The organism is Candidatus Chloroploca sp. Khr17 (genome assembly GCF_004138165.1).
GTDB lineage: Bacteria > Chloroflexota > Chloroflexia > Chloroflexales > Chloroflexaceae > Chloroploca.
Genome location: NZ_RYFF01000017.1, coordinates 74196 through 98165, shown reverse-complemented (window position 1 = coordinate 98165; position 23970 = coordinate 74196). Strand labels below are relative to the sequence as shown.

Sequence of the window (23970 nt, the reverse complement as noted above, 5' to 3'; positions counted from 1 at the left end):
TTACTCCGGTTGTTTGAGCGCCAACTCGTCCAGTTCATTCATCTCGCGCAGATACTCAAAAACCCTGGCGGCCTCTTCTTCATCAACAATGCTCAGGGCAAACCCAACATGCACGATCACATACTGGCCGACCTGCACCTCGGGCGTATAGGCGAGACAAACCGACTTGACGATCCCCCCAAAATTCACGCGGCCCATCACAATGCCATCGCGTTCTGGTTCAACGGCAATCACTTTGCCAGGTACACCAAGACACATACGCCTACTCCATTCCAGGGACAAAGGTATACGACCGTGCGATCCGCACAACTTCAGTCAACGTATAGCCTTCGATGCGTGCGGCAGCAGCCGCCAGTTGACCCAGACTGATCCCGCCATCATTCGGTGGCACCTGGCGATGCAAGAGTGTCCGCATCCCACAGGCACCCAGCACGGCAACGGCACGCTCGGCCAACAGACGGTTTTGGAAACAGCCCCCACTCAACACAATCACCGGCGGATCAACCATCCGAGCGACGGCCACCATGCTCGACACCATCGCATTGTGGAAACGCGCACTGATCCGCTCAATCGCCACGCCACGCCGCAGATCCGCCAGCAGCGCAATCAACGTAGGTCGCCAATCGAGTGAAGAACCAACCAGCATAAACGGGTAGCTCACGGTTTCATAAGGATCGGCGACATACTCAAGCATCATCGCCGCTTCACCTTCAAACGTCACCTTCTGGCAGAGACCGAGCAACGCCGCCACCCCATCAAAGAGTCGTCCCACACTACTGGTTGGCACACACTGCGCCCCCGTCTGGAACATCCGCGAGAAGACCACCCGCTCGTGGGCGGTAAAGGTCTGCAACGGGGCCAGGTCGTCCCACTCCATCGCCTGAACCCCATCAATCGCATAGAGCAGCGCCAGGGCCGTGCGCCGTGGTTCGCGGATCGCGGCATCGCCCCCAGGCAACAGAAAGGGCCGCAGATGCGCGACACGCTGCGAGTAGGCCACATTGCCATAGAGAAACTCGCCGCCCCAGATCGTGCCATCTAACCCGTAGCCAGTCCCGTCCCAGATGATCCCCAGCGCCAACCCCTCTACCTGATGCTCGGTCATACACGAGGCCAGGTGCGCGTGGTGATGCTGAACGCTCAACACTTGAGCGCTCGCTGGCAGCACGCCATCGCCCCTACGCTGCACAAACGTGGTCGTAAAGTAGTCAGGATGGAGATCGTGGACAATTGCCGTCGGCGTGGCGGCATAGAGGCGCATCAGATCAGCGACCACCTGCCCAAAGACTGTGCGCGCTTCAGGGGTGGCGAGATCACCGAGATGCTGACTCAGCAGCACCTGCCGTCCAACACTCAGCGCAATGGTATTCTTGAGTTGCGCCCCCAACGCGAGAATCGATGGGGCCGGGTGCTGGAGGATGACCGGCGCTGGCGCATAGCCTCGCGCACGTCGCAACAGGCGCGGTTCACCACCAAGAAGCAGCGCGACGCTATCATCAGCGGGGCGGACAATCGGGCGATTGTGGACAAGCAGCCAATCAGCGATATCGGTCAGGCGCTGCAGCGCTTCGTATTCATCAATCGCAATTGGCTCGTCGGTCAGATTGCCACTCGTCGCCACGATGGGGGCATCTAGCGCATCAAGCAACAGATGGTGAAGCGGCGTGGTTGGCAACATCAGGCCGAGGTACGGATTGCCCGGAGCAATCCCGGGCGCAACCACGGCCTCATCGCGCCGTCGCAGCAGCACAATCGGCGCTTCCGGCGAAGTCAACAGATCCGCCGCTTCCTGAGGCACCAGACACAACGTCGAGGCCATCGCCAGATCGCGCACCATCAGGGCGAGCGGCTTGGTCGGGCGCTGTTTGCGCACCCGCAGACGCGCCACGGCTTGCTCGTTCCGCGCATCACAGATCAGCTGAAACCCGCCGAGCCCCTTGACTCCGACAAGTTGACCGGCCAGGATCGCCGTGATCGCCCCACGCAAAGCTGCATCACCCTCAGCCAGCACGGTCGCGCTCGTTGGCAGACAAACGACATGGTGAAGATCTGGCCCAGAGGGTTCGGATTTTACGCCCGCCTCTCCATCAGGCATCCGCCAGAGGGCAAGCTGTGGCCCACAGACAGGGCAGGCATTTGGCTGGGCATGGAAGCGCCGGTCAAGCGGATTGTCGTACTCAGCACGACAATCCGGACAGAGTTCAAACGACCGCATGGTTGTTACCGGGCGATCATAGGGCAACTGCTCGATAATGCTAAAGCGCGGGCCACACTGGGTGCAATTGATAAAGGGGTAACGGTAGCGGCGATTGGCGGGATCGCGCACCTCGGTGCGGCACTGCGGGCACGTCGCAAGATCGGGCAAGACCTGCACCGAAAGCAAGCCCTCGGCATCACTCTCACGGATCTGAAACCCGTGAAACCCAACTGGCTCAAGCCAATCAACTGACGCAGCGAGAATACGGGCAACCCGGGGATGCTCATTGAGGATGCGAAGGTGAAAAGCCTCAAGCTGATCACGCCGACCCTCAACCTCGATCACCACCCCATCAGGCCCATTGAGCACCCACCCCGTGAGCTGCGCCTCTAACGCACAGCGATAGACAAAAGGGCGAAACCCAACCCCCTGCACCGCCCCGTGGATGGCGAGACGGAGTCGGATCAGCCGCGCCTCACCGTGAGCTTCATTGCTCAAGCTTGCTCTCTCCATAGATCTAGACCCGACTCACAAGCCAATCGATCCACTGCGCAAGGCCCGCGCCAGTACGACACGAAACCGCAAAGATCGGAGCATCGGGATTCACCATCTGCACGCCACGGCAAAAGAACTCAAGATCAAAGTCAAAGACAGAGCAAAGATCGGCCTTATTCAACAGAACCACATCAGCCGCCGCAAACATGCCCGGATACTTATACGGCTTATCGTGGCCTTCGGGCGCACTGGCGACCACCACATTGGCATGGGTGCCCAGCTTGAAATTGGCCGGGCAGACCAGATTGCCCACATTTTCCACCATCAAGAGCCGCAGACTGGTCAGATCCAAGTGGGGCAGCGCCGTCCGGATCATTGGTGCATCGAGATGACAGCCGCCGCCGGTATTGATCTGCACCACCGGCAACCCTCGGGCCGCGATCGTCTCGGCATCAAGTGACGACGCCAGATCGCCCTCAATCACCCCAAGACCAAGCCCGGCAGGCAGACGTTCCGCCGTTGCCAGGATCAACGCAGTTTTGCCTGCCCCCGGCGACGCCATCACATTCACGGCAAAGAGACCTGCCGCATCAAAGGCAGCGCGATTCTCGGTCGCGACGGCATCATTGTCACTCAAAATCGCCTGAACAACATTCACCTTCATTGGCGCACCTCCTGTTGTTGCTCAACTGTAGCCGATAATCCAAGTGGCAAGATTGTGACTTGGCAACACTGCGTTACAATTCTTCGACTTCGATGCTCGCGAGGTAAAACTCGGTGCCACCGCTGACCCGCAGTTGCGACGAGCCACAGGCAGGACAGGCGAACGGCAAGGGCGGATCAACCGGTGTGACGACCTGGCAAGCGAGACAGGTTGACTGGGCAGAAACACGGCGAAAGCGAAGCAGGGCCCCTGCGGCAAGCGTCTCACGGCCCAGGATCTCAAAATAGAACTGCACCGAGTCATCAACAAAACTACTCAGGCTCCCAACGACCAGATCGATCGCGAGGATACGGCGACTATCAGCCGCCTTGAGCGCCAGTTGCAAAACGTGTTCCGTCACTGACAACTCATGCATTGTGATCCTGCCTGGCAAGGCCCCAGCCCTGCAACTCGGCGGCCACCGCGTCGAGCAGCGCGGGCAAGCGCGCCTCCACTGTTGCACTCAACGCGGTACCAAGCTCAAGCCGTGCGGGCACCATGCCCCAGAGCACGCAGCGCGACGGCATCGCACCTTCGAGGCGACCCAGGGCCAGCAACTCGGCGAGACCAACGTGATGCAGCGAGAGTTGACGAGCCATGCCTGCCGTGATCGCCTCACCTTCAAGGCGCACCAGGCTGCCAGGGGGATCATTCGTCACCACCGCATCGACAAGCAAGAGGTTTGTCACCCCGATGAGTTGGGGCAACAGGTGCAACCCAAGTGTCTCGCCGTCAAAGACCGTCACCCTGGGAAGTGTACCATACCAGCGCTGCAACTGCTGGCATGCGTGGCTACCAAGCCCATCATCAGCCATAATTGGATTGCCAAGCCCCAGAATAAGGGTGTGTTGCATAGGCAGGTCGTCCTACTACATACCATGCGCGTGAGACCTCACAGGTCTTGAAGACCTGTGAGGTCTGTCCAAATGCGGTCGCAACACCCTTTGCGCCTTTGCGTCAAGCAAACAATCGCTCAAAGCGCTGCCATCCCCCTACGCAAGACCTTGGCAAATTGTTCAGGCGGGATGGGTTTGCTAAAAAGATAGCCCTGGAAGAAATCGCAGCCCATCTCGTGCAGAAACGCATACTGCGTCGTGGTTTCGACGCCTTCGGCAACAACCTGCATACTCAAATGATGGGCAAGAGTAATGATTGCATTGACAATCCCACGCTCACTACTATCGTTTTCAAATCCGATTTTACTTACAAATGAACGATCAATTTTAAGGACACTGATCGGCAAGCGTTGGAGATAGGCGAGTGACGAAAAGCCCGTGCCAAAATCATCAATCGCCAGACTCAACCCGAGGCTACGGAGGCTACTCAACTGACGCATCACCGCTTCGACATTGCCCATCAGCATGCTCTCGGTCAACTCAAGCTCGATCCGCTCCGCCACGACGTTTGTTTCGGCAAGGATCTGGGTCAAGGTGGCGATGAAATCCTGTTGCGAGAACTGCAACGCCGATACATTGACCGCAATGCGGACGGACGGCAGGCCGGCGGCATCCCACACCTGGATCTGGCGACACAGCTCACGGAGGCACCACTCACCAATTGGCACAATCAAGCCAATCTCTTCGGCCAGCGGAATAAAACGGGCCGGGGGGATCTGGCCCAGATCAGGATGCTGCCAGCGCAGCAGCGCCTCAGCGCCAATCAACTGACGTGTACGATCAACCTTGGCCTGATAATGCAAGCTCAACTCACCGCGTTCGATGGCTCGCCGCAGATGCGTTTCAAGTTGCAGGCGGGCGAGCGCAGCGGTGTTGACCGTCGCATCAAAAAACTGAAAACTATTGCGGAGGGTACTCTTGGCGCGATACATTGCCGCTTCGGCACTACGTTGCAGCGCATCAGCGTCTTCGCCATCGTGCGGATAGAGGCTCGCCCCAATGCTCGCACTGACAAAGAGTTCCTGCTGGTTAATCACAAACGGCGTGCGTAGGGCATCGTGCAGACGACGGGCGATGCGGGTCACCTGCTGTGCGCCGCTCACATCGGGCAAGACAAGCATAAACTCATCGCCGCCACGACGCGCCAGCGTATCGGTTGTCCGCACACAGCCCTCAAAGCGGCGTGCCAACTGGATCAAGAGCGTGTCGCCGACGGTATGGCCGAGCGTATCATTGATCTGCTTGAAGCGATCGAGGTCAAGCATCATCACCGCCATCAAATTCCCCGAACGGCGGGCAATTTCAAGGGCCTGATGCAAACGATCCTCAAAGAGCAAGCGATTAGGGAGACCGGTGAGCGGATCGTGATACGACTGATACGCAAGCTGGCGGGTATGCTCGTGCTGCTCAATCGCAATTGCCAGCAACTGCCCGACGAGTTCCATAAAGACCAGATCATCGGCATTCGGCGCGATCGACACACGGCGACAACAGATCAATTGGGCTACCACCCCAAGCGCCCCGGCCCGCACCGGGGCGCACCAGACCATCACAACATGCCGAGCCGCCATCAAAGGGTGAAGGGCAGGCCAGGGTGCCTCGGGCGCAGCCATATCGGTGGCCTGAATCGTCAGTCCATCACCACCAACCGCATTGGCCGACAGCGCATAATCCTTGGCCCAACGATCAAGGATCGCGAGTTCATTGGCGAGCAGCGTATCGCTGGATAGCGAGCGAAAGACATCGGCATCAGGCACCAGCAACGCAACATAGATGCTATCATGATGCCTATTCTGGGTCATCAACAAAATCCGTGCAACAACCGCCTCGAGGCTGCGCTGACGGGCAATCAACTCGAGGGTCTGGCGGCTATCGGCTTCAAGGTCATCACGCTGGTGTTGTCTGGTTGTCTCATTGTGGGTCACAATCGCGCAGACCTGCTGGCCTTCACGACATGCAAGCACATTCATCACAAACCAGCGCGTTCCCTGATCCATCACCAGCGCATACTCACTCTGGTAGTCGGATCGCTGACCCGCCAGCACCGCCTGTAGCCCCTCGAGGATCGTCGGGGAAGGCGACTCACTTGCTGCGATCAGGCGTTTGGCCAGCCGCAGATAACTGGACCCAATCTTGCCATACTCTGGGGGAAAGTTATGGGTAGCAAGAAAGCTCTGCCATGCATTATTGGCCGCAATAATCACGCCTTCGGCATTGATCATCACGACCCCGGCGGCTATACTATCAAGCGCCTGATGCAAAAGTTGCTGCGACTCGATCAGCAACTGTTCGCTCCGGCGCTCGAAGGTCACATCGATCATTCTGACGAGATAAGCGGGTTCGTCATACCAGGCAATGTCAGTCAGCGCGAGGCTAATGATCGCCACACTCTGATCGGGGCGAACGATGGTCAGATCGCCGATCTGCGCATGCGCCAACGGAAAGCCGAACTCGTGCCCAAGTAGATGCGCAGCCGAACGCCCAAAGAGCGCTTCAGTTGCCGCATTCACCAGACGGATCACACCTTCTGGATCAACGACAGCGAGCGCGTCACGGCTCTCAGCAACTATGGCTTGCACTGCATCTTCCGTAGCCAGAGGCGAAGGCGTTGATCCAGGCGTATCATCAGAATGAGTGCGGGAATGCTGTGGATCAGACGTCATACCACCTTCACTGCACCATTGACGTGCCAGTGACATAGCAGGGCCAAGTCATACAGACACCAGGTCAACCTTCCGGCAGCAACGGATTCTCTTCATCACGGAAGAGCGCGCTGAGACGCTCGATCTCGCTTGGGGCAACATGGGTAAACTGACCAGAGAGAATACCCGAAATATTCCGGAACGGTCGTCCAATATGCATCCCGGTACCATCAATCGAAAACTCACGAATATCTTTATCGTGCGCCGAGCCACGCATCTTCAGGACCGTCAAACCACGGCGCATCTCACCAAAGAGTTCGACATAGCGCAGCAGAATAATCGAGTCGGTGATCGTCGAAATATGCGCCTCGGTAATCGACGTCCCACCAAGCAAGGTCGGGGTCGTCGACGTATAGAGTCCAGCCATCTCTTGATGTTTAATAAACGAGGTCAGGCCAATCACGAACTCACGAAAGCCCTTGATCGTCGAAACGCGTTCAAGAGCCGAGAGGCTATCAATCGCCACACGCTGGGGGCGGAAACGCAGGATTTCATCCTGAATCGAAATCAACTGATCCTCAAGGCCAGTCACCTCAGGATAGTTGCAAACCACCCGCAGGAGGCCATCCTGTTCCATCTGCTCAAAATCAACGCCCCACCCAATCGCATTACGCGCCAACTGATCGCGGCTCTCTTCAAAAGCAAAGAGCAATGAACGTTCACCGCGCAGGGCACCCGACGCCATAAAAGTCGTTGACATGAGCGTCTTACCGGTTCCGGTCGCCCCACTGACCAGAATAATCGAGTCGCGGAAGAAGCCGCCCCCACACATCCGATCGAGTTCGGGGGAACCCGAGCTAATCCGCACATTCGACGAGCGCTGTTTCAACTCAATCGCCGAGAGCGGGATCACCACGATGCCCTGACCAGGGATCACGGTAAAAGGGAAGCCACCTTTTTGATGCGACGTCCCACGGAATTTGAGGATCTCGACCGTACGGCGGCGCTTTTCTTCTTCCAACAGATTGCGCAGGATGACCACATCATCAGTGACAAACTCTTCGACCCCATAGCGTCCGATATCACCATACTCGTGGGTACGTTCAGCCGTAATGACCGCTGTGAGGCCCATACTCTTGAGGGACGTCACAATACGGAACAACTCATTGCGCACCACACGGGTATCAGCCAGGCGATTAAAGATGGCCCCGAGGCTATCCATCGACACGCGGGTTGCCCCCACACGGCGCACCGCGTGCTCGATGCGCGCCAGCAACGCACTGAGGTCATAGGCCCCCATAATCATCAACTCATCATCAGCCTGCGGCGAGGCGTCGACAAAGGCCCAACGGCCCTGTTCCTCCCACTCGGCAATATTCCAACCAAAGCCGAGCATATTGCGCCGCAGCGCCGCCGGTGACTCCTCAAAGGTCACAAAGACACCGGCCTCACCGAGTTGCACGCCAGCAGCCAAAAACTGCGAAGCAAAGACCGTCTTGGCACTGCCCGCCGTCCCCGACACAAGCGTTGTTCGTCCCCGCGGCAACCCACCATTTGCGATATGATCAAAGCCGGGGATACCCGTTGGTAGCCGCTCAATCACTGACACATCTGTAGCCAAGGTGCTTCTCCACTCTGGGCGTGAGCAAAGCCCGCAACCCTACAAACCATCATAAGGCAAATTCAAAGCAGCTAACAATTCTTCGGGAGGAACGCCAAGGTCGCCGATAATGCGTCGCGGCGGCTCAGGAAACTCCTTGATCAAAGTTGGCGTTGCAAGAATTTTCCGTGCCTCAGCCTGCTGAGGATCGGCCAAGACATCAATAATCACCAGATCGCACTCGTATCTGGCCAATTCACGCTCACAGAGGCGCCGTAGGGTTGCAATCGCACGTTCGGCGCGCGGAGAGCGTCCAGCCACATAGAGATGAAGAACTATTTTGCTGGGGGCAGGGCCATTCATGACACCTCACAGCGCAGCGTAAAAGCCTGATGCCTGCTCATTGGTTATCGTTGCTCCGACACGGGCGACCCCGGCTCATTTAGCAAGGTCATCAGGCGCGCCCGATAGTATGACGCCAGATGACCCATCAACTCAAGAACAAGGAGACGCCCTTCTTCCAGATACGCCTGCTGCTTCACTTGCGGAGCATTGGCGCTCGCGGCACGAACACTGGCGAGATGCACCTCGATGACATCACGCGCGGTTGCATCATGATTACCCAGATATTCACCAAGCTCACGGGGGTCCTGTTCAATCGCATAATCAGGCTGAGCGCGATGTCTGAGCGACTCTTCGAGCAACTGTTTGTAAAATACCAAAGCTTGCCGAAACACATCAGGCAACCGTTGCCGCAGAACACCTCCGGCCAGGGGTCGTTTATTCTGCGAGCGTTCACGTGACCGAACATCAACATCGCGCAATTCGCGTTCAAACTCACTCAGACGAGCCCGCAACATCCGTGCTTCAGCCGCCGCTTCACTGAGCCGCCGATGTTCAGTAACATTCGTATGCGAAACGACGAGCCCTGGGCGGGTTCCCCGTAGGGGGACAACCCGTAAGACAAACCAGCGTTCTTCGTGGGGGGCATGGCAAGGATATTCTAACTCAAAAGACGCGAGGCGCCCTTCGAGCACCGCCCGCATCCCATCGAGCGTGATCGTCCCTTCTTCTGAGTCAAGCCCCATGGCATGCTGACAGACGGTAAAATAGTTGACGCCGACACCAGTATACCGCAATTCGGGATCGCCGTTGGCACGGGCAAAATCACACCACGACTCGTTCACGGCGATGATCATGCCATTGGCATCAAGCACCGCCAGGTGAACCGTCAACGAGTTCAGGATCGCCCAATTAAAGGCTTCGGCATCACGCAACGCCTGTTGAGCGCGCCGGTGTTCGGTGATATCACGCAACGAAATCAACTGGGCCGGTGTGCCATCCCACTCGGTATCAACCACCCGCATCTCGGCAACCTGACTAGCACCGTCAGGATGCAAGAGGTCAATTTCGGCCCGTTCACCGCGCAAAACCGGAAAACCAAAGATCTGCCCGATCAGATCATCAACCCGCCGTCCGAGAATCGCGGCAGCCGCCGGATTCAGAAAGCGCACCCGCCCATCACTGTCAACGACAATGATGCCATCGGCATTGGCCGCAACAATTTCACGTAGCTGAAAGTCGTCGGTTGGATAGCGCAGACTATCATCCATGGAAGACCGACTTGCCTCAATCGTTTGCCGAGGCGGCGCATGTGCCGCCTCGGACGCTATGTTATATGATCACAGGTTCCAGGCTTGCTGTCAAGCCCTGAGCCTACGAGCCTACGATTATTGGCCTTTTACCCGCGTCCACAATTCAGTAAAGACAACCGAGTCTTCGTCACGTTCGATCCACTCAAGCCGTTCAAGCATCGCATCATCGGGCGCAAAGCCCGCAGCGTAGAGATCCCGGACTTCCTGCGAAAGCAGCGGGATGGCCGCTTCATTCGGGGTGAGGTAGCCAACATAGTCGGCGTTGGCCGCTGCTACGTCGGGACGCAAGAGGAAGTTGATAAAGACATGGGCCGTGTAGGCGTTGGGCGATTCACGCAAGATGACCAGATTATCCATCCAGATCGCGCCACCCTCATCAGGAATGACAAATTCAATGTTGGGGTTACCCGAAAACTCATCACCAAGACCAGTCCGCGCCTGCATGGCCGCGCCGCTCCAGGCATGCGCCAGGATGAATTCTTCCGATGCGAGCCGACGGTTGACATCCGAGCTATTGTACGAGGCAAGGAACGGTTTCTGAGCAAGCAGGATCGCTTCAACTTGCGCTAGGACAGCTGGATCAGTCGCGTTGATTGATGCTCCAAGGTATTTGAGCACTGCCCCAGGGGTTTCACGCTCATCATCGAGCATGCTAAAACGCCCCCGGAGATCCGGCAGTTGCGCGGGGTCAAAGAGCACCGCCCAACTCGTAATGCCCTCGGGGAAGAAGGTGCGATTGTAGGCAATGCCAGTCAACCCATACAAATAGGGAAGTGAAATGGCATTGTCAGGGTCAAAATATTTATTGAGTAACCCAGGATCAAGATACTGCATATTTGGCACAAGCGTTCGATCAAGCGGTGCCACCAGATCATCAAGGGCCATAATCTGCACTGCATAGTCGGATGGGGCAACAACATCATAGCCCGAATTGCCCGCCCGGATCTTGGCAATCATATCTTCGTTTGAGTCAAAGATATCAACAATCACCCGTACCCCATACTCCTCTTCAAACTGGGTCAAGATCTCAGGATTGATATAGTCACTCCAGTTGTAGAAATAGAGTTCACGGGCCAGACGCGCACGGTCAACGCCATCATCAGTTACGGCAGCCTCGCCGCCATAAGCATCTGTCGTCGGTTCACTCCCCGTCGGGGTACCCGCACCACACGCCACCAACCAGGGCATCACCAGCACCAGCATCAACCAGAAGAATTGCCGTCGCATTGTTGTACTACTCCTTATTAGTCCTCTACCTCTGGCACAGCTATCCGTCGCACGTTTGGCGTCCAGATGCGTTATCCACACCCTTTGCGCCTTTGCGTCTTTGCGTCAAATCATCAGAAAACTTAGTTGACAGACTACTTACCGCCTGCGCTGCACCAGTTGTGACAAGACTACCAGCGTAATCGAAACGGCGAGCATCAGGGTCGAGATCGCATTAATCTCGGGGGTTATGGCACGACGAACTTTGTTATAGACCTCCACAGGCAAGAGGGAGGTACCAGGTCCCGAGAGAAAGAGACTGATGATGAAATTGTCGAGTGAGAGGGTAAACGCCAGCAACGCCCCGCCCAGGATGCCCGGCAGGATCATCGGGAAGGTGATCCGCCAGAAGGTTTGCCAGCTATTCGCCCCGAGATCGCGGGCGGCTTCCTCCAGACGACGATCGAAATGTTTCAGACTCGCCCGCACCACAATCGTGACAAAACTGATACTGAACGCAATATGGCCGATGATCACGGTCAGGAAGCTGCGCCGAACCACTTCGCCCGTCACGACACGAATGAACTCGAGCACAAGGGCCGAAAACGCGAGCAACGAGACCGCCATTGCGATTTCAGGGATCACCACGGGCAAGTAGATCACCGCATCAACGCCGGTGCGCCCGCGAAAACGGTGACGTTCCATCGCGAGGGCGAGCAGGGTACCAAAGATCGTCGAAACAACGGTCGAGACAAAAGCCACATAGAGGGTATTGCCGGCGGCCCCCATCAGGCGATCATTGGCGAACATGCGCACATACCACTCGAGGGTAAAGCCCGTCCAGCGCACGCCAAACTCATCACGGGTAAACGAAAAGACGACGAGCACCAGAATCGGCCCATAGAGAAAGAGATACATCAGGAACGCATGCAGCGTCAAACTCAGGCGGCCCCAGGTCAAGGCACCGCTGTTCAAACGCGGCCACCAGGAGGCGGCCCGGCGTGCAGGCTGATTCTGCGGTTGCGCCTCAATCATCGATCTTCCTCCGTTGTCGAGCGAAAATAGAGCAAGATGAAGCCCAGCAACACGATCATCATCACCGTTGACATGGCCGAGCCGAGCGGCCAATTGGGTGGATTCGAGCGCAAGAAGAGGCGTTGGATCAGATTGCCGATATAATCAACCTTGGCCCCGCCAAGCAATTCACTCACCACAAATTGCCCAATGGTGGGAATAAAGACCAGCACGGCGCCGGCGGCCACCCCCGGCATCGTCATGGGCAGCATGATATGCCAAAAAGCGCGCCACTTGCTCGCCCCGAGATCCGCCCCGGCTTCCATCAGGGTAAAATCAAAGCGATCCAGGGCCGCATAGATCGGCAGCACCATAAAAGGCACCTCACCATAGACCAACCCAAGCAACGTCGCCCCTTCGGTGTTGAGCAAAAAGAGGGTCGGCAGGCCGAGGGCAGCCAGGGTCGCATTGATCAACCCATTATTCGCCAGGATAATCTGCCAGGCATAAATCCGGACGAGAAAATTGGTCCAGAAGGGAATCAGCACCAGGATCAAGAGCACCAGGCGCACCCGGGGCGGTTGTTTGACAATAAAGAGAGCCAGAGGATAGCCAAGCAAGAGGGCAAAGAGCGTGGTCAGTCCACTGATCCAGAGTGAACGCACATACGCATTCACATAGCTTGCCTGGGTAAAAAGATCAACGTAGTTTTGCAGCGTTGGCTGCCAGAGAAGGTTGCCCCGAGGCCCATTGGTGAGAAAGCTATAGACCAAAATCACCAGCAGAGGCACGAGAAAAAAGACGAGCAACCAGAACATCCCCGGCGCAAGCAGGGCCATCAGACGACGCTGCTCATGGCGCTGCTGCTCACGTTCAAATGACGATAATGCCATGTGCTTCCTCCGCTTCTCTGTCGGAACATCCAGGGCACGGTCGCACGCAAACGCTCCCCACTATTCAGTCAAGACGAGCGCATTGGCCGGCGGGCAGACGAGCACCGCTGCCTCACCGGGTTGCCAGTAGGCATTGCGATCAAGGGTACTGAGGGTATTCTGTTCCCAGACATCGAGGGTTCGGCCTTCATTGAGCCGCACCGTAATGCGCGTATCCGAGCCAATATACGTGATCATTTCGACATGGACGGGCATCGTGAAGGCATCGTCGGGGCGTGCGTGGATGGGCAAAATGAGTCGCGCCTTTTCAGGACGTAACGAGAGCGTCGCAGCCTCGCCAACGTTGACCGGAAGCGGCGTATACCCACGCAATTGCAGACCATCGGGCGTTTGAATTGTCGCATACTCGTCACCCTGTTCAACCACCTTGCCCTCGATAAAATTGGTCTCGCCAATAAAATCAGCGACAAACTTGCATGTGGGACGCTCATAGATCTCGGTCGGCGTGCCAACCTGCAAGACCTTGCCCTGGTTCATGACGGCAATGCGATCGGACATCGTCAAGGCTTCTTCCTGGTCGTGGGTGACAAAAATAAACGTAATGCCGACGCGATGTTGCAAACTCTTCAGTTCAAGTTGCATCTCTTTGCGCAACTTCTGGTCAAGGGCCCCGAGCGGCTCATCAAGCAAGAGTACCTCGGGCTGATTGACCAACGCCCGTGCCAGGGCCACGCGCTGCTGCTGACCGCCCGACATCTGGCGGGGATAGCGCTCGGCGAAGCCCGCAAGGCGCACCATGTCGAGCGCAGCCTGCACGCGTGCCCCCAATTCAGCCTTGGGCACCCGCTTCATCTTCAAGCCAAAGGCAACATTCTGCGCGACGGTCATATGGGGAAAGAGCGCATATGACTGAAAGACCGTATTGACCGGGCGATGATGGGGCGGCACGGTTGCCATCGGCCGACCATGAATCATAAGCTCGCCGCCCGACGGATACTCGAACCCAGCAATCATGCGCAAGGTTGTCGTCTTGCCACAACCACTTGGCCCAAGCAACGAAAAAAACTCACCATCGTGGATCTGCAAGGTCACATGATCGACGGCAGCGACCTCGCCAAAACGCTTGACCACATTTGCAAGTTCGATCGCATATCCTTTGTGCAAGGCCTTCTCCTACGCAGAGTCAACCGAGCGCATGGTACGTTTGCACCAACGCCAGCCATCATTGCCTGGATTTCCCATACGGTAAGGTTTAGGGGTTTGTCTTGGACTAGTGTACCACATTTTAACCTGCCTCATCACTGCCAGAGGCGAGCAAGGTATGTTACAATAGGCGCTACTCTTTCTCCACACATACGCTCATCACATCCTGAAAGAAGGCGCTCGCTCTCTGTGTGGACGGCCCCATACCTGACCAGGCGCAGCGACGTGGGGTTGTTCCTGGCTACGAGGAAGTTCGATGGAAGCACTGATCACTCAGGTTACACAGCAACTCGCTGCCATACCCGATCTCCCCTCAGGAGCGCCACTTGTGCGCCCCACACTTGACCCGTCAACAACGCCAATTGCCCACCTGATTGACCATACCATTGTCAAACCCGAGGCCGTCACGCCTCAGATCGAGCAACTCTGTCGTGAGGCAGCTGAACATCATTTTGCCAGTGTCTGCATCAGTCCCATCTTTGTCTCGCTCTGTGCGCAACTGCTTGCCAACACAGCCGTTGCCATCTGTACCGTGGTGGGCTTTCCTTCGGGGGCCAGCACGACCGCCTGCAAAGTGTTTGAAACGCAAGAAGCACTGGATAACGGAGCCCGCGAGATTGACATGGTACTTGCCATCGGCAGGCTCAAAGCGGGTGAATGGCGTGAAACAGCCCACGATCTGCACGCCGTAATTGAAGCAAGCCACGCCGCCGGGGCGCTCGTCAAAGTCATCATTGAAACCGCCTTGCTGACCGAGGAAGAAAAGGTGGCGGCTTGTCTGCTGGCCGTGCGTACCGGGGCCGATTTTGTCAAAACCAGTACCGGTTTTGCTGGTGGCGGGGCCACGGTCGCCGACATTCGCCTGATGCGGCAGGTGGTTGGGCCGCATATCGGGGTAAAAGCTTCGGGTGGCATCCGCACCCTCGCCACGGCCCAGGCCCTCATCGAAGCCGGCGCGGATCGCATTGGCACGAGTGCCGGCGTGGCGATTGTGGCCGAAGCGTAAGACTGCACTCTCCTACGACAACCGAAGGTTCTGAGCGGTACCGTTCAAGTGTAGAGTCATGGAGGAGACTTTGAGCATTCTGATCAACAAAGAGACGCGCCTACTTGTGCAGGGGATCACCGGGAAAGAAGGGGCCTTCCATACGCGGGCGATGCTTGATTATGGCACCAACGTGGTCGCCGGGGTGGTGCCCGGTCGTGGAGGGCAGTCGGCCATTGAAGATCGCGTTCCTGTCTTTAATACGGTCAAAGAGGCGGTGCAGGCGACGGGGGCCAACACCTCGGTCATCTATGTACCGGCAGCCTTTGCCCCCGATGCTATTCGCGAGTCAGCTGCGGCTGGTATCCCGCTGATTGTCTGTATTACCGAGGGTGTGCCAGCCCTCGATATGGTCGCGACCTATGCCTTTGTCGAAGAGTGTGGCGTGCGCCTCGTTGGGCCCAACTGCCCCGGCCTGCTGAGCCCCGGTCAGGCCAAGGTCGGCATTATTCCTGGCAATATTGCAGTGCCCGGGCCGGTTGGCGTCGTCAGCAAATCAGGTACGCTTACCTACGAAGCCGTTGATGCCTTGACCCGCCTTGGCATTGGTCAGACGACGATCATCGGGATCGGGGGCGATCCGATTATCGGCACCAATTTCATTGACGTGCTGACGATGTTCCAGGAAGATCCTGAAACTGAAGCGATCGTATTGCTCGGTGAGATCGGTGGCGATGCCGAGATCCAGGCGGCCAATTTCATCAAAGCCCACGTGACCAAGCCCGTTGTCAGTTTCATCGCCGGTCAGACAGCGCCCGAAGGCAAACGCATGGGCCACGCCGGGGCCATTATTAGCGGTGGTGAGGGGACGGCCCAGGAGAAGATCAAGGCGCTTGAAGCCGTCGGCGTGAGTGTTGCCCGCCAACCCACCGATATCGCTCAGTTGATCAAAGAGGCAATGGACGCACGTGCCGTGAGTTAAGCATCGTCACCCTGCCAGCTTTGCTGGCAGGGTGACGACGTTGATAACCCTCTTATGCAAAACCCCGCCGGAGGCCCGTCTATGTCACCAATTGCCCTCAACCAGCGCCACCTTGAAACCTTGAGCCAGTTACTGATTGCTGGCGGCCATCAGGGCGTCTCTGAGTTGCTCGCTTCGTCGCTGGAACGGCTGATCACCTTCTGGCCGGCGCAGTCCGGGGCGTTGCTTTATGTCAATCCGTATGGCGATCTACTCAGGCTTGAGCACGGCCCGCTGAATGACGAAGCGCGCACGCTGATCGATCAGGCCCGCCACGGCTTTGGGCGCCGCGAAGAGGGAAGCGAGCCGATCGTCGGCAGTTATTCTCTCGATGATGGGCATGATCTGATCGAATTGCCGCTACGCAGCGGCGGGCAAGGGGTTGGCCTGTTGCATCTGGTGATTGATCAACAATCGGCCCTGGATAGCGCGACCGGCGGGTCTTCTCTCGACGAAGAATTGCTCGTGCTGCTCGTGCGTGCCATTGGCGGTGAAGCCGATAAGATTGCGATGTTGCGCCGCGCCGAACGCGACCTGCGTGAATTGAATCTGCTCTATGAAATTGGACAGTCACTCGCCGTCAACCTCGACCTCAATAGCCTCTTGAATGACATCAAGCTCCGCGCACCCAAGGTGGTCGGGGCCGAGCGGTGTTCGATCTTTATGCTCGATGAAGAACGCAATGAACTGGTGCTCGATCTCCCCGATGAACCCAAGCAGTATCGCATGCCCGCCGACAAGGGCATCGTCGGCTGGGTGACCACCCACGGCGTGGGCCAGGTGGTTAATGACGTTGAGCAGGATACCCGTTGGTACGACGCGATCGGGCGCGAGGCCGAGTTCATTACGCGTTCGATCCTCTGTGTGCCGATGCGCCTCAAAGATCGCACCATCGGGGCGATGCAACTGCTTAATACAATTGATGGTCGGCCTTTTACCGATCAGGATATGCAACTCTTGACAACGCTCGCTGCCCAGGCCGCGATTGCGATTGAAAATGCCCGCCTCTACCAGAGCCTCAAGCAAGAGCATGAACGCATCTTGACCAAAGAAGCCGATGTGCGTCACGCGATTGCCCGCGATCTCCACGATGGCCCGACGCAGAGCATTGCCGCGATTGCGATGAATATCGAGTTTATCAAAAAGCTCTTCAAGGCGATGCCCGAACGCCTCCCCGATGAACTCGATACACTCGCCGAACTGGTCAATAAGACGACGCACGATATTCGGACGCTGCTCTTTGAGTTGCGGCCCCTTGGCCTTGAAACGCAAGGCCTCGTCAAGACGCTTGAACAGTATGTTGAGCGCTGGCGTGACCCTTCTGGCGCCGAGACCCGCCTGCGCCTCGAAGCCCCGTCCAATATGCCACGGCTTCCTGCCGAACGTGAAGCGGCGGCTTTCATTATTATTCAAGAAGCAACAACCAATGCCCGAAAACATGCACATAGTGATGTTATTACGATCTATCTGTATATGGAAGAAGATACGTTTGTTGCCAGTGTTCGTGACCGTGGCCGTGGGTTCAATGTTGCGTCCGTTGAAAACAGCTACAATATCCGCGGGAGCCTCGGTCTGCTCAATATGAAAGAACGCGCACGCCTGATCGGGGCCGACCTCCGCATTCGTTCCGAATTGACCAGGGGAACGACGGTTGAATTGCGCATTCCGCTCTCGTGACGCCTCCCAGCCAGCGCAGTTTTTCACGTACGTGAGCGAACCCTTCGCGTGAACTTCTTTGAAAAGGATTGCCTCTAGCCGATGGGGACGCGGCAAAGCTGTGGACGAGGGCTTGCGCAGTCCGCGGGCACGAACGAGGTGGACATAGTGCAAGGAGCACGGATGAACGACGGGTTGCCCGATAAACTCAGCTACCTCCGTGATATCGATATTTTTCGCGATCTCGCGCCTGATGAGGTCGAGTTGCTCGGCAAACGTGCGCCGATGCAACAGGTTGCCAGTGGCACCGTCTTTTTCTCGCCCGAAGAGGCCCCTGAGGTACTTTTTATCCTCAAAGAGGGCCGCGTCCGCCTCTATCGCCTCTCGGCTGATGGCAAAGCCCTGACGACGGCCGTGCTTGACGCGGGGACAATTTTTGGCGAAATGGCCCTGCTTGGGCAGCGCCTTCACCAGAGTTATGCCGAGGCCATGGGGCCGTGTTTGCTCTGTTTGATGAGTCGCGAAGATGTCAAAAGCATGCTGCTCAGCGATCCACGCATCGCGACCCGCATTGCCGAGATTCTGGGCCAACGGTTGATCACCGCCGAGCAGCGCCTCTCGGATTTTGCCTTCAAGAGCCTGCCCCAGCGGATGGCCGGGTTGCTGCTCGAACTCGCACGCCCCCCCAAACCACGCCTCTTTCGCCAGGTCGTCGGCCCGCCGGAGGTGCGGTTTACCCACGAAGCCCTCGGTGAAATGAGCGGCACCTATCGCGAGACGGCCACCAAAATCTTGAACGAATTCCGTTCGCTTGGCTTGATCGAACTCAAGCGTGGGTGTGTCATTCTGCTTGATGAGGATGGGTTGCGTGCATTGAGTGAGCGTGCTGAACTAAAATAATGAGGCTCTTCCTGGTAGATGGCTTCCTTGTGCGAAGCTAAAATGAGCGAAATCATTCCTGATGCATCTGAGGCTATGACATCAATGTACTATACGTTTGCGCTCCAACGTATAAAACAATGCGTACGGCCAGTCGTTTGCGAGGCTGCCGCAATCATCCTACGCGAAGAGACAAAATTAGGTGAACCGCACGTGCTTGAGCGGTATCGGCAGGGTTATTATCCCTTGCCCGGAAGACTCGACATTATTCGATGGCACAATCCAGAGGTTCGTGCTCTTTTACCCATTGGTGCAGGTTTTCGCGTCGAAGGAAATGCCAAAAGATTGATGCGGAAAAATTATTTTGAGGTTACCTTTGATCAAGCTTTTGAGCGTGTCATTCACGCATGTGCCGAACCAGTGCCAGGTCGTGAAAAGATCTGGATTACACCAAGAATTATTGCAGCCTATATACGCATCCATAAAGCAGGCTATGCCCATAGTTTTGAAGTCTGGCGTGAAGGAAAATTGGTCGGTGGTGGTTATGGTGTTGCCATTGGTGGGTATTTTGCCACCGAAAGTCAATTTTACCGCGAGAGCCATGCAAGTAAAGTGGGCTTCGCTCGGTTAAACGAGCATCTCGGAACTCGGGGTTTTGTGCTGCATGATGTCCAGGAGATCACGAACGCTACCCTTCAGTGTGGTGCATATGAGGTGCCCAGGGCTCAATTCGAGCAATTGCTGGCCCAGGCTATAACGATGAAGGTATATTTTTAGCTCGTCCCTACGCCCCTATGACCTCCAGGACACCCATGATCTTGTCGCTCCAGTCGTGATTGAGGCGGCGCCGGTCGAGGCGCACAAATTGGGGGCCAATTTTGACGCCAGGGTCGCGGCCATAGCGCCGCCGGAGGCGTTCGCGGGCCGATGATTCGAGGATTGGTAGGCGGATGATGAATTCGTCGCCACTGGTGATCACCGAACTTACCCCAGCCTGCAACGCTAGGGCTTTGATCTGCAGCCAGGTGAGCAGGTGCAGGGCGGCACGCGGGGGTTCACCAAAACGATCCTGCAACTCGGTGCGCAGTTCTTTGACGTCGGCAAGCGTCTGCGCCGCGACCATGCGCTGATAGACGCCCAGGCGTACCTGGTCGTCGGCAATGTAGTCGGTGGGAAGATACGCGGTCAGCGGCAAATCGAGGGTAACGAGCGGCGCAACGAGGATCTTCTCGCTGATCACGAGTTTGCTGACGGCATCGGCCATCCGCGCCCGGTCACGTTCGGCAGTGGCGGCTGGGGTGTCGGGTTGGTCAGGTGCAAGGGGCAGCTGGGGCTGATCAACGCTCGCCTTGAGCTGTTTGACCGCTTGTTCGAGTAGCCGCGAATAGAGGTCAAAGCCCACGGCGGCAATGTGGCCGCTCTGTTCGGCACCGAGGAGATTGCCCGCCCCCCGGATTTCGAGGTCACGCATGGCGACCCGAAAGCCCGCCCCGAGTTCGTTGGCCTCTTGGATCGCTTCGAGCCGCGCCTGCGCCTCGGCGGTCATCGGTTTGTCTTGTTTGTAGAGCAGGTAGGCATAGGCACGATTCGCACTGCGCCCGACCCGCCCGCGCAACTGGTAGAGCTGGGCTAACCCGTAGTTGGTCGCATCGTCAATAATGATCGTGTTGGCATTGGAGACATCCAGCCCGCTCTCGATAATCGTGGTACAGACAAGCACGTCATGGCGGCCTTCGAAAAAATCGAGCATCACGCGCTCGAGTTCGCGCTCTTGCAGCTGCCCATGTCCCACCCCGATCCGCACCTCGGGCACAAGATGGCGGATCCGGTTGGCAACATGGTAAATGCTCTGCACCCGATTATGCACAAAATAGATCTGTCCTTCACGCTCTACTTCGCGTAGAATCGCCTCGCGAATCAGCGCCTCGTCATAGGGCAAGACATAGGTTTTGATCGGCACTCGTTCTTCGGGCGGGGTGTCAATCACACTCAGATCGCGAATCCCTGCCATCGCCATATGGAGTGTGCGCGGAATCGGGGTCGCCGTGAGGGTCAGCACATCAACCTGGGCCCGCAACTGCTTGAGGCGCTCTTTGTGCCGCACGCCAAAGCGCTGTTCTTCATCAACCACCACCAAGCCGAGATCTTTGAAATGGACATCTTTGGAGAGCAACCGGTGCGTGCCAATGACCACATCGACCTGACCACGTGCGAGGGCCTGAACGATCTGATCCTGGGCTTTGGGCGAACGAAAACGCGAGAGCATCTCGACCATCACGGGAAAGGCCGCCATCCGACGGGTAAAGGTATCGAAGTGTTGCTGGGCAAGCACCGTTGTCGGCACCAGGACAGCGACTTGCTTGCCGTCCTGGATCGCCTTGAACGCCGCACGCAGCGCAACCTCGGTCTTGCCAAAGCCAACATCGCCGCAGATCAAGCGATCCATCGGCACCGACTGCTCCATATCGGCTTTGACGTCGCTAATTGCCTGCAACTGGTCATCAGTCTCAAGAAAGGGAAACGCGGCTTCGAGCTCGTGTTGCCATTCATTATCGGGGCTAAAGTGGTGGCCCTGGCTCAAGCGGCGTTTGGCATAAAGGTTGAGCAGATCCTGGGCAAGATCCTGGACAGCAGCACGAGCCTTGCGCTTGGCCCGTTCCCAATCCTGCGTCCCAAGGCGGGTGAGGGTCGGGGTGCCATCGCCGGCCCCGACATAACGAGTGACGCGATCCACCTGGTCAACCGGCACATAGATCTTGTCGCCTGCGGCATAGCGCAGCACCAGATATTCACGCTCGATCTCACCGACGGTACGCCTGATCAAGCCATCATAGAGCGCAATACCGTGCTCGATGTGTACCACATAATCGCCGGTCTTCAGCCCGCGCACAAAAGCGGCCCGCTCATCGACACCACGCAGCGACTTGCGCCGCTCGCTCAACGGGCGTCGCTGCCGTACACCAAAGATCTCGGCATCGGTATAGAGCGTCAGATTCACCTCGTTGAGCCGCCAGCCAGCCTCAAGGGCGCCGTGGATCACCTGAAACCCCGAAGACGGCAAGCGTTCTTCGACCAGTTCATACAACCGGGCCGCCTGTCCCGTCACAGCAACTACGCGCTCACCTCGTTGCAACCTGGCGACAAGATCATCAACCAGACGGCGGAATTGGCCGCCAAAGAGTTCGGCAGGCTGAAAGAGGGGCGGGGCAAGGCAAGGTGTTACCGAACCAGGCACATCCGCGTCATTATTGCTCAGGTCGATCAGCGTCAGGCCGGGCCAGGTCGGCGGGGCGCTCACAGCCGCAGGCAGCGCCTCGGCTGGCTCATCGGGCAAGGCAAGCTCGGCAGGAAAGAGCTCGTGCCAGAGCAGATAGGGGCGTGGAAAGGCGCTCGGCAATTCAGCGGCCTCAAGCAGGCGGGCGCGCTGATTTTCGGCATGTTCATGGAGATCACGCGCGTGGCGGCGGAGAAACTGGGCTTCAGAAAAGAGCACCGCGCTGCCTACGGGCAGATGAGCCAGCAACGAACCCGTTGCTTCATGCTCAAACTGACGAAAAAAGGGCGCAAAAAACGCACGTCCCTCGAAACGGTCGCCATGCTCCAACCGCTCAAGGGCGGCTTCCCACTCAAGTCGGGACTCACGGCGCAACTGATCAAGCGTCAGCGCCCTGATGTGGATCAAGGCCTCATCGCGCCGCCAGAGTGGAATCTCGTGCGGAGGACCGAGCATCACGCTGGCAACCCGGGCGGTACTGCGCTGCGTTGCAACCTCAAAACGACGAAGATTATCAATTTCATCGCCAAAGAACTCGATCCGCAACGGATGTTCATCAGCGGGCGGCCAGACATCCACCAGATCGCCGCGGCGCGTCACCTCGCCCGGCTCTTCAACCGTCGGCGCGTGGCGATAGCCCAGGCGAATCAGGCGATGAAGCAACTCATCCTGATTGATCTGTTGACCACGTTGCAGGGCCAGCATCGCCCGTGCCAACTCGGTTGGGGTAAGGGTTGGCTGAAGCAGCGCCTTGACCGGGGCCACGATCACCAATGGCGCGGTCGGCTGCGTCGCATCAAAGGCTGCGAGGCGCTGGAGAACCCGGAGGCGCCCGGCGATCACGGGGGCGCCGGGCGACATATGTTCATAGGGCAGGGCGTCGCTGGCCGGATAGAGCAGCACCGCCTCGGGGCCAAGCCATTGACGCAGATCTTCGGCGGCACGCAAGGCCAGGTCGGCACTCGACAGCAGATACAACAAAGGGGCGCGCTGCACGGATGTAAGTGCCGCAACAACAGGTGTACGCCCAGCGGACGGCAGTGGGGCAACCCGTACATGCGCAGGATGATCTTGCAGGCACGTAGCCAACCCCTCAAACGAGGGCAACCCCACCAACGCGCGCCTGAGATCAGCAAGACTCACCATACAAACTTACCGCATCCTGTTCAGAACAATGCGGTCAGTATAGCACATTGACCAGTGGGGAACCCGCGGCAAACAGCCGGGCTTATCGTCCTTCCGTACATCATCCGGTATACGCGATATAGGCGCTATAGGCCAGACCTCACAGGTCTTTCGTTCCGGCGCACCTGCCCATTGGGGGGACGGCCTCTCACACAAGGTCTGTTAGCCCTGTGAGGTCAGCCGGTGCCACGCAGAGCGGATTATTTACTGAAAAACCATCAGTAGTCTGGGAACGACGTTTTCTGGCGTCTTCAGCCGTCCACGAATGTGGGCGACGAAAAAACGAATACGTGCGTCACCAAGCCGGTCTTCGTATATTCGTGAGTGTTCTTCGTGGTCGGCGGCGCTACCAGAAAACTTCGTTGACAGACTAATCAGTCATCTGAGCAAGAAGCCGACTGAAGTCGGCACTCCGGTATGCGCGATTTAATGTTAAAAAACCACTAGCGAGAGCACCGAACATTCT

The 23970-nt window shown here is 57.5% G+C and carries 19 protein-coding genes; 5 read left to right on the top strand and 14 right to left on the bottom strand.

What is annotated here, in order from left to right; translation table 11 throughout:
• The 13 genes from EKD05_RS12165 to EKD05_RS12105 all read right to left on the bottom strand — a co-directional run bounded on the left by EKD05_RS12165 (position 1) and on the right by EKD05_RS12105 (position 14465).
• Positions 1 to 258, bottom strand: a complete 258-nt coding sequence (locus tag EKD05_RS12165; RefSeq protein ID WP_129673045.1) for a HypC/HybG/HupF family hydrogenase formation chaperone — start codon at positions 256 to 258, stop codon at positions 1 to 3.
• Between the two features lie 4 nt (positions 259 to 262).
• A complete protein-coding gene (hypF, locus tag EKD05_RS12160) occupies positions 263 to 2695 on the bottom strand; it encodes a carbamoyltransferase HypF (protein WP_240695758.1) in 2433 nt (810 codons plus the stop codon).
• Between the two features lie 19 nt (positions 2696 to 2714).
• Positions 2715 to 3356, bottom strand: a complete 642-nt coding sequence (gene hypB / locus EKD05_RS12155) for a hydrogenase nickel incorporation protein HypB (protein WP_129673041.1) — start codon at positions 3354 to 3356, stop codon at positions 2715 to 2717.
• Between the two features lie 73 nt (positions 3357 to 3429).
• A complete protein-coding gene (locus EKD05_RS12150; protein WP_129673039.1) occupies positions 3430 to 3771 on the bottom strand; it encodes a hydrogenase maturation nickel metallochaperone HypA in 342 nt (113 codons plus the stop codon).
• A complete protein-coding gene (locus EKD05_RS12145) occupies positions 3764 to 4249 on the bottom strand; it encodes a HyaD/HybD family hydrogenase maturation endopeptidase (protein WP_129673037.1) in 486 nt (161 codons plus the stop codon). Before EKD05_RS12145 ends, EKD05_RS12150 begins: the two co-directional genes overlap by 8 nt.
• A 119-nt stretch (positions 4250 to 4368) precedes the next feature.
• Positions 4369 to 6954, bottom strand: a complete 2586-nt coding sequence (locus tag EKD05_RS12140; protein ID WP_165360711.1) for a bifunctional diguanylate cyclase/phosphodiesterase — start codon at positions 6952 to 6954, stop codon at positions 4369 to 4371.
• A 64-nt stretch (positions 6955 to 7018) separates the two neighbouring features.
• Positions 7019 to 8554, bottom strand: a complete 1536-nt coding sequence (gene kaiC / locus EKD05_RS12135; RefSeq protein WP_165360710.1) for a circadian clock protein KaiC — start codon at positions 8552 to 8554, stop codon at positions 7019 to 7021.
• A gap of 39 nt (positions 8555 to 8593) precedes the next feature.
• Complete coding sequence (locus tag EKD05_RS12130) at positions 8594 to 8896, bottom strand: circadian clock KaiB family protein (protein WP_097651987.1); 303 nt, start codon at positions 8894 to 8896, stop codon at positions 8594 to 8596.
• Positions 8897 to 8940: 44 nt separating this feature from the next.
• Positions 8941 to 10146, bottom strand: a complete 1206-nt coding sequence (locus tag EKD05_RS12125; RefSeq protein WP_129673033.1) for a PAS domain S-box protein — start codon at positions 10144 to 10146, stop codon at positions 8941 to 8943.
• A gap of 117 nt (positions 10147 to 10263) precedes the next feature.
• Complete coding sequence (locus tag EKD05_RS12120) at positions 10264 to 11415, bottom strand: PotD/PotF family extracellular solute-binding protein (RefSeq protein ID WP_129673031.1); 1152 nt, start codon at positions 11413 to 11415, stop codon at positions 10264 to 10266.
• 138 nt (positions 11416 to 11553) lie between these two features.
• Positions 11554 to 12312, bottom strand: coding sequence for an ABC transporter permease (locus EKD05_RS12115; protein WP_370374898.1), 759 nt, complete (start codon positions 12310 to 12312; stop codon positions 11554 to 11556).
• Between the two features lie 113 nt (positions 12313 to 12425).
• A complete protein-coding gene (locus tag EKD05_RS12110; protein ID WP_129673027.1) occupies positions 12426 to 13301 on the bottom strand; it encodes an ABC transporter permease in 876 nt (291 codons plus the stop codon).
• A 60-nt stretch (positions 13302 to 13361) separates the two neighbouring features.
• Positions 13362 to 14465, bottom strand: a complete 1104-nt coding sequence (locus EKD05_RS12105; protein WP_129673025.1) for an ABC transporter ATP-binding protein — start codon at positions 14463 to 14465, stop codon at positions 13362 to 13364.
• Between the two features lie 295 nt (positions 14466 to 14760).
• Between EKD05_RS12105 and deoC the strand changes: the two genes are divergently transcribed.
• The 5 genes from deoC to aat all read left to right on the top strand — a co-directional run bounded on the left by deoC (position 14761) and on the right by aat (position 19822).
• Positions 14761 to 15510, top strand: a complete 750-nt coding sequence (gene deoC / locus EKD05_RS12100; RefSeq protein ID WP_129673023.1) for a deoxyribose-phosphate aldolase — start codon at positions 14761 to 14763, stop codon at positions 15508 to 15510.
• A gap of 70 nt (positions 15511 to 15580) precedes the next feature.
• Complete coding sequence (gene sucD, locus EKD05_RS12095) at positions 15581 to 16471, top strand: succinate--CoA ligase subunit alpha (RefSeq protein WP_129673021.1); 891 nt, start codon at positions 15581 to 15583, stop codon at positions 16469 to 16471.
• 81 nt (positions 16472 to 16552) lie between these two features.
• Complete coding sequence (locus EKD05_RS12090; RefSeq protein WP_129673019.1) at positions 16553 to 18187, top strand: GAF domain-containing sensor histidine kinase; 1635 nt, start codon at positions 16553 to 16555, stop codon at positions 18185 to 18187.
• A 162-nt stretch (positions 18188 to 18349) separates the two neighbouring features.
• Positions 18350 to 19066, top strand: coding sequence for a Crp/Fnr family transcriptional regulator (locus EKD05_RS12085; RefSeq protein ID WP_129673017.1), 717 nt, complete (start codon positions 18350 to 18352; stop codon positions 19064 to 19066).
• A gap of 42 nt (positions 19067 to 19108) precedes the next feature.
• Positions 19109 to 19822 (top strand): leucyl/phenylalanyl-tRNA--protein transferase, encoded by a 714-nt coding sequence (gene aat / locus EKD05_RS12080; RefSeq protein ID WP_165360709.1) that lies wholly within the window; start codon positions 19109 to 19111, stop codon positions 19820 to 19822.
• 7 nt (positions 19823 to 19829) lie between these two features.
• Here the strand turns inward: aat and mfd are convergent, their stop codons facing one another.
• A complete protein-coding gene (gene mfd, locus EKD05_RS12075; RefSeq protein WP_129673013.1) occupies positions 19830 to 23465 on the bottom strand; it encodes a transcription-repair coupling factor in 3636 nt (1211 codons plus the stop codon).
• Positions 23466 to 23970 lie beyond the last annotated feature (505 nt).

What these genes read in the sequence shown, in the direction of transcription:
- EKD05_RS12165 (WP_129673045.1), bottom strand. Translation starts at nt 258, where the DNA reads ATGTGTCTTGGTGTACCTGGCAAAGTGATTGCCGTTGAACCAGAACGC.
- hypB (WP_129673041.1), bottom strand. Translation starts at nt 3,356, where the DNA reads ATGAAGGTGAATGTTGTTCAGGCGATTTTGAGTGACAATGATGCCGTC.
- EKD05_RS12150 (WP_129673039.1), bottom strand. Translation starts at nt 3,771, where the DNA reads ATGCATGAGTTGTCAGTGACGGAACACGTTTTGCAACTGGCGCTCAAG.
- EKD05_RS12145 (WP_129673037.1), bottom strand. Translation starts at nt 4,249, where the DNA reads ATGCAACACACCCTTATTCTGGGGCTTGGCAATCCAATTATGGCTGAT.
- EKD05_RS12140 (WP_165360711.1), bottom strand. Translation starts at nt 6,954, where the DNA reads ATGACGTCTGATCCACAGCATTCCCGCACTCATTCTGATGATACGCCT.
- EKD05_RS12130 (WP_097651987.1), bottom strand. Translation starts at nt 8,896, where the DNA reads ATGAATGGCCCTGCCCCCAGCAAAATAGTTCTTCATCTCTATGTGGCT.
- EKD05_RS12125 (WP_129673033.1), bottom strand. Translation starts at nt 10,146, where the DNA reads ATGGATGATAGTCTGCGCTATCCAACCGACGACTTTCAGCTACGTGAA.
- EKD05_RS12120 (WP_129673031.1), bottom strand. Translation starts at nt 11,415, where the DNA reads ATGCGACGGCAATTCTTCTGGTTGATGCTGGTGCTGGTGATGCCCTGG.
- EKD05_RS12115 (WP_370374898.1), bottom strand. Translation starts at nt 12,312, where the DNA reads ATGTATCTCTTTCTCTATGGGCCGATTCTGGTGCTCGTCGTCTTTTCG.
- EKD05_RS12110 (WP_129673027.1), bottom strand. Translation starts at nt 13,301, where the DNA reads ATGGCATTATCGTCATTTGAACGTGAGCAGCAGCGCCATGAGCAGCGT.
- deoC (WP_129673023.1), top strand. Translation starts at nt 14,761, where the DNA reads ATGGAAGCACTGATCACTCAGGTTACACAGCAACTCGCTGCCATACCC.
- EKD05_RS12090 (WP_129673019.1), top strand. Translation starts at nt 16,553, where the DNA reads ATGTCACCAATTGCCCTCAACCAGCGCCACCTTGAAACCTTGAGCCAG.
- EKD05_RS12085 (WP_129673017.1), top strand. Translation starts at nt 18,350, where the DNA reads ATGAACGACGGGTTGCCCGATAAACTCAGCTACCTCCGTGATATCGAT.
- aat (WP_165360709.1), top strand. Translation starts at nt 19,109, where the DNA reads ATGAGCGAAATCATTCCTGATGCATCTGAGGCTATGACATCAATGTAC.
- mfd (WP_129673013.1), bottom strand. Translation starts at nt 23,465, where the DNA reads ATGGTGAGTCTTGCTGATCTCAGGCGCGCGTTGGTGGGGTTGCCCTCG.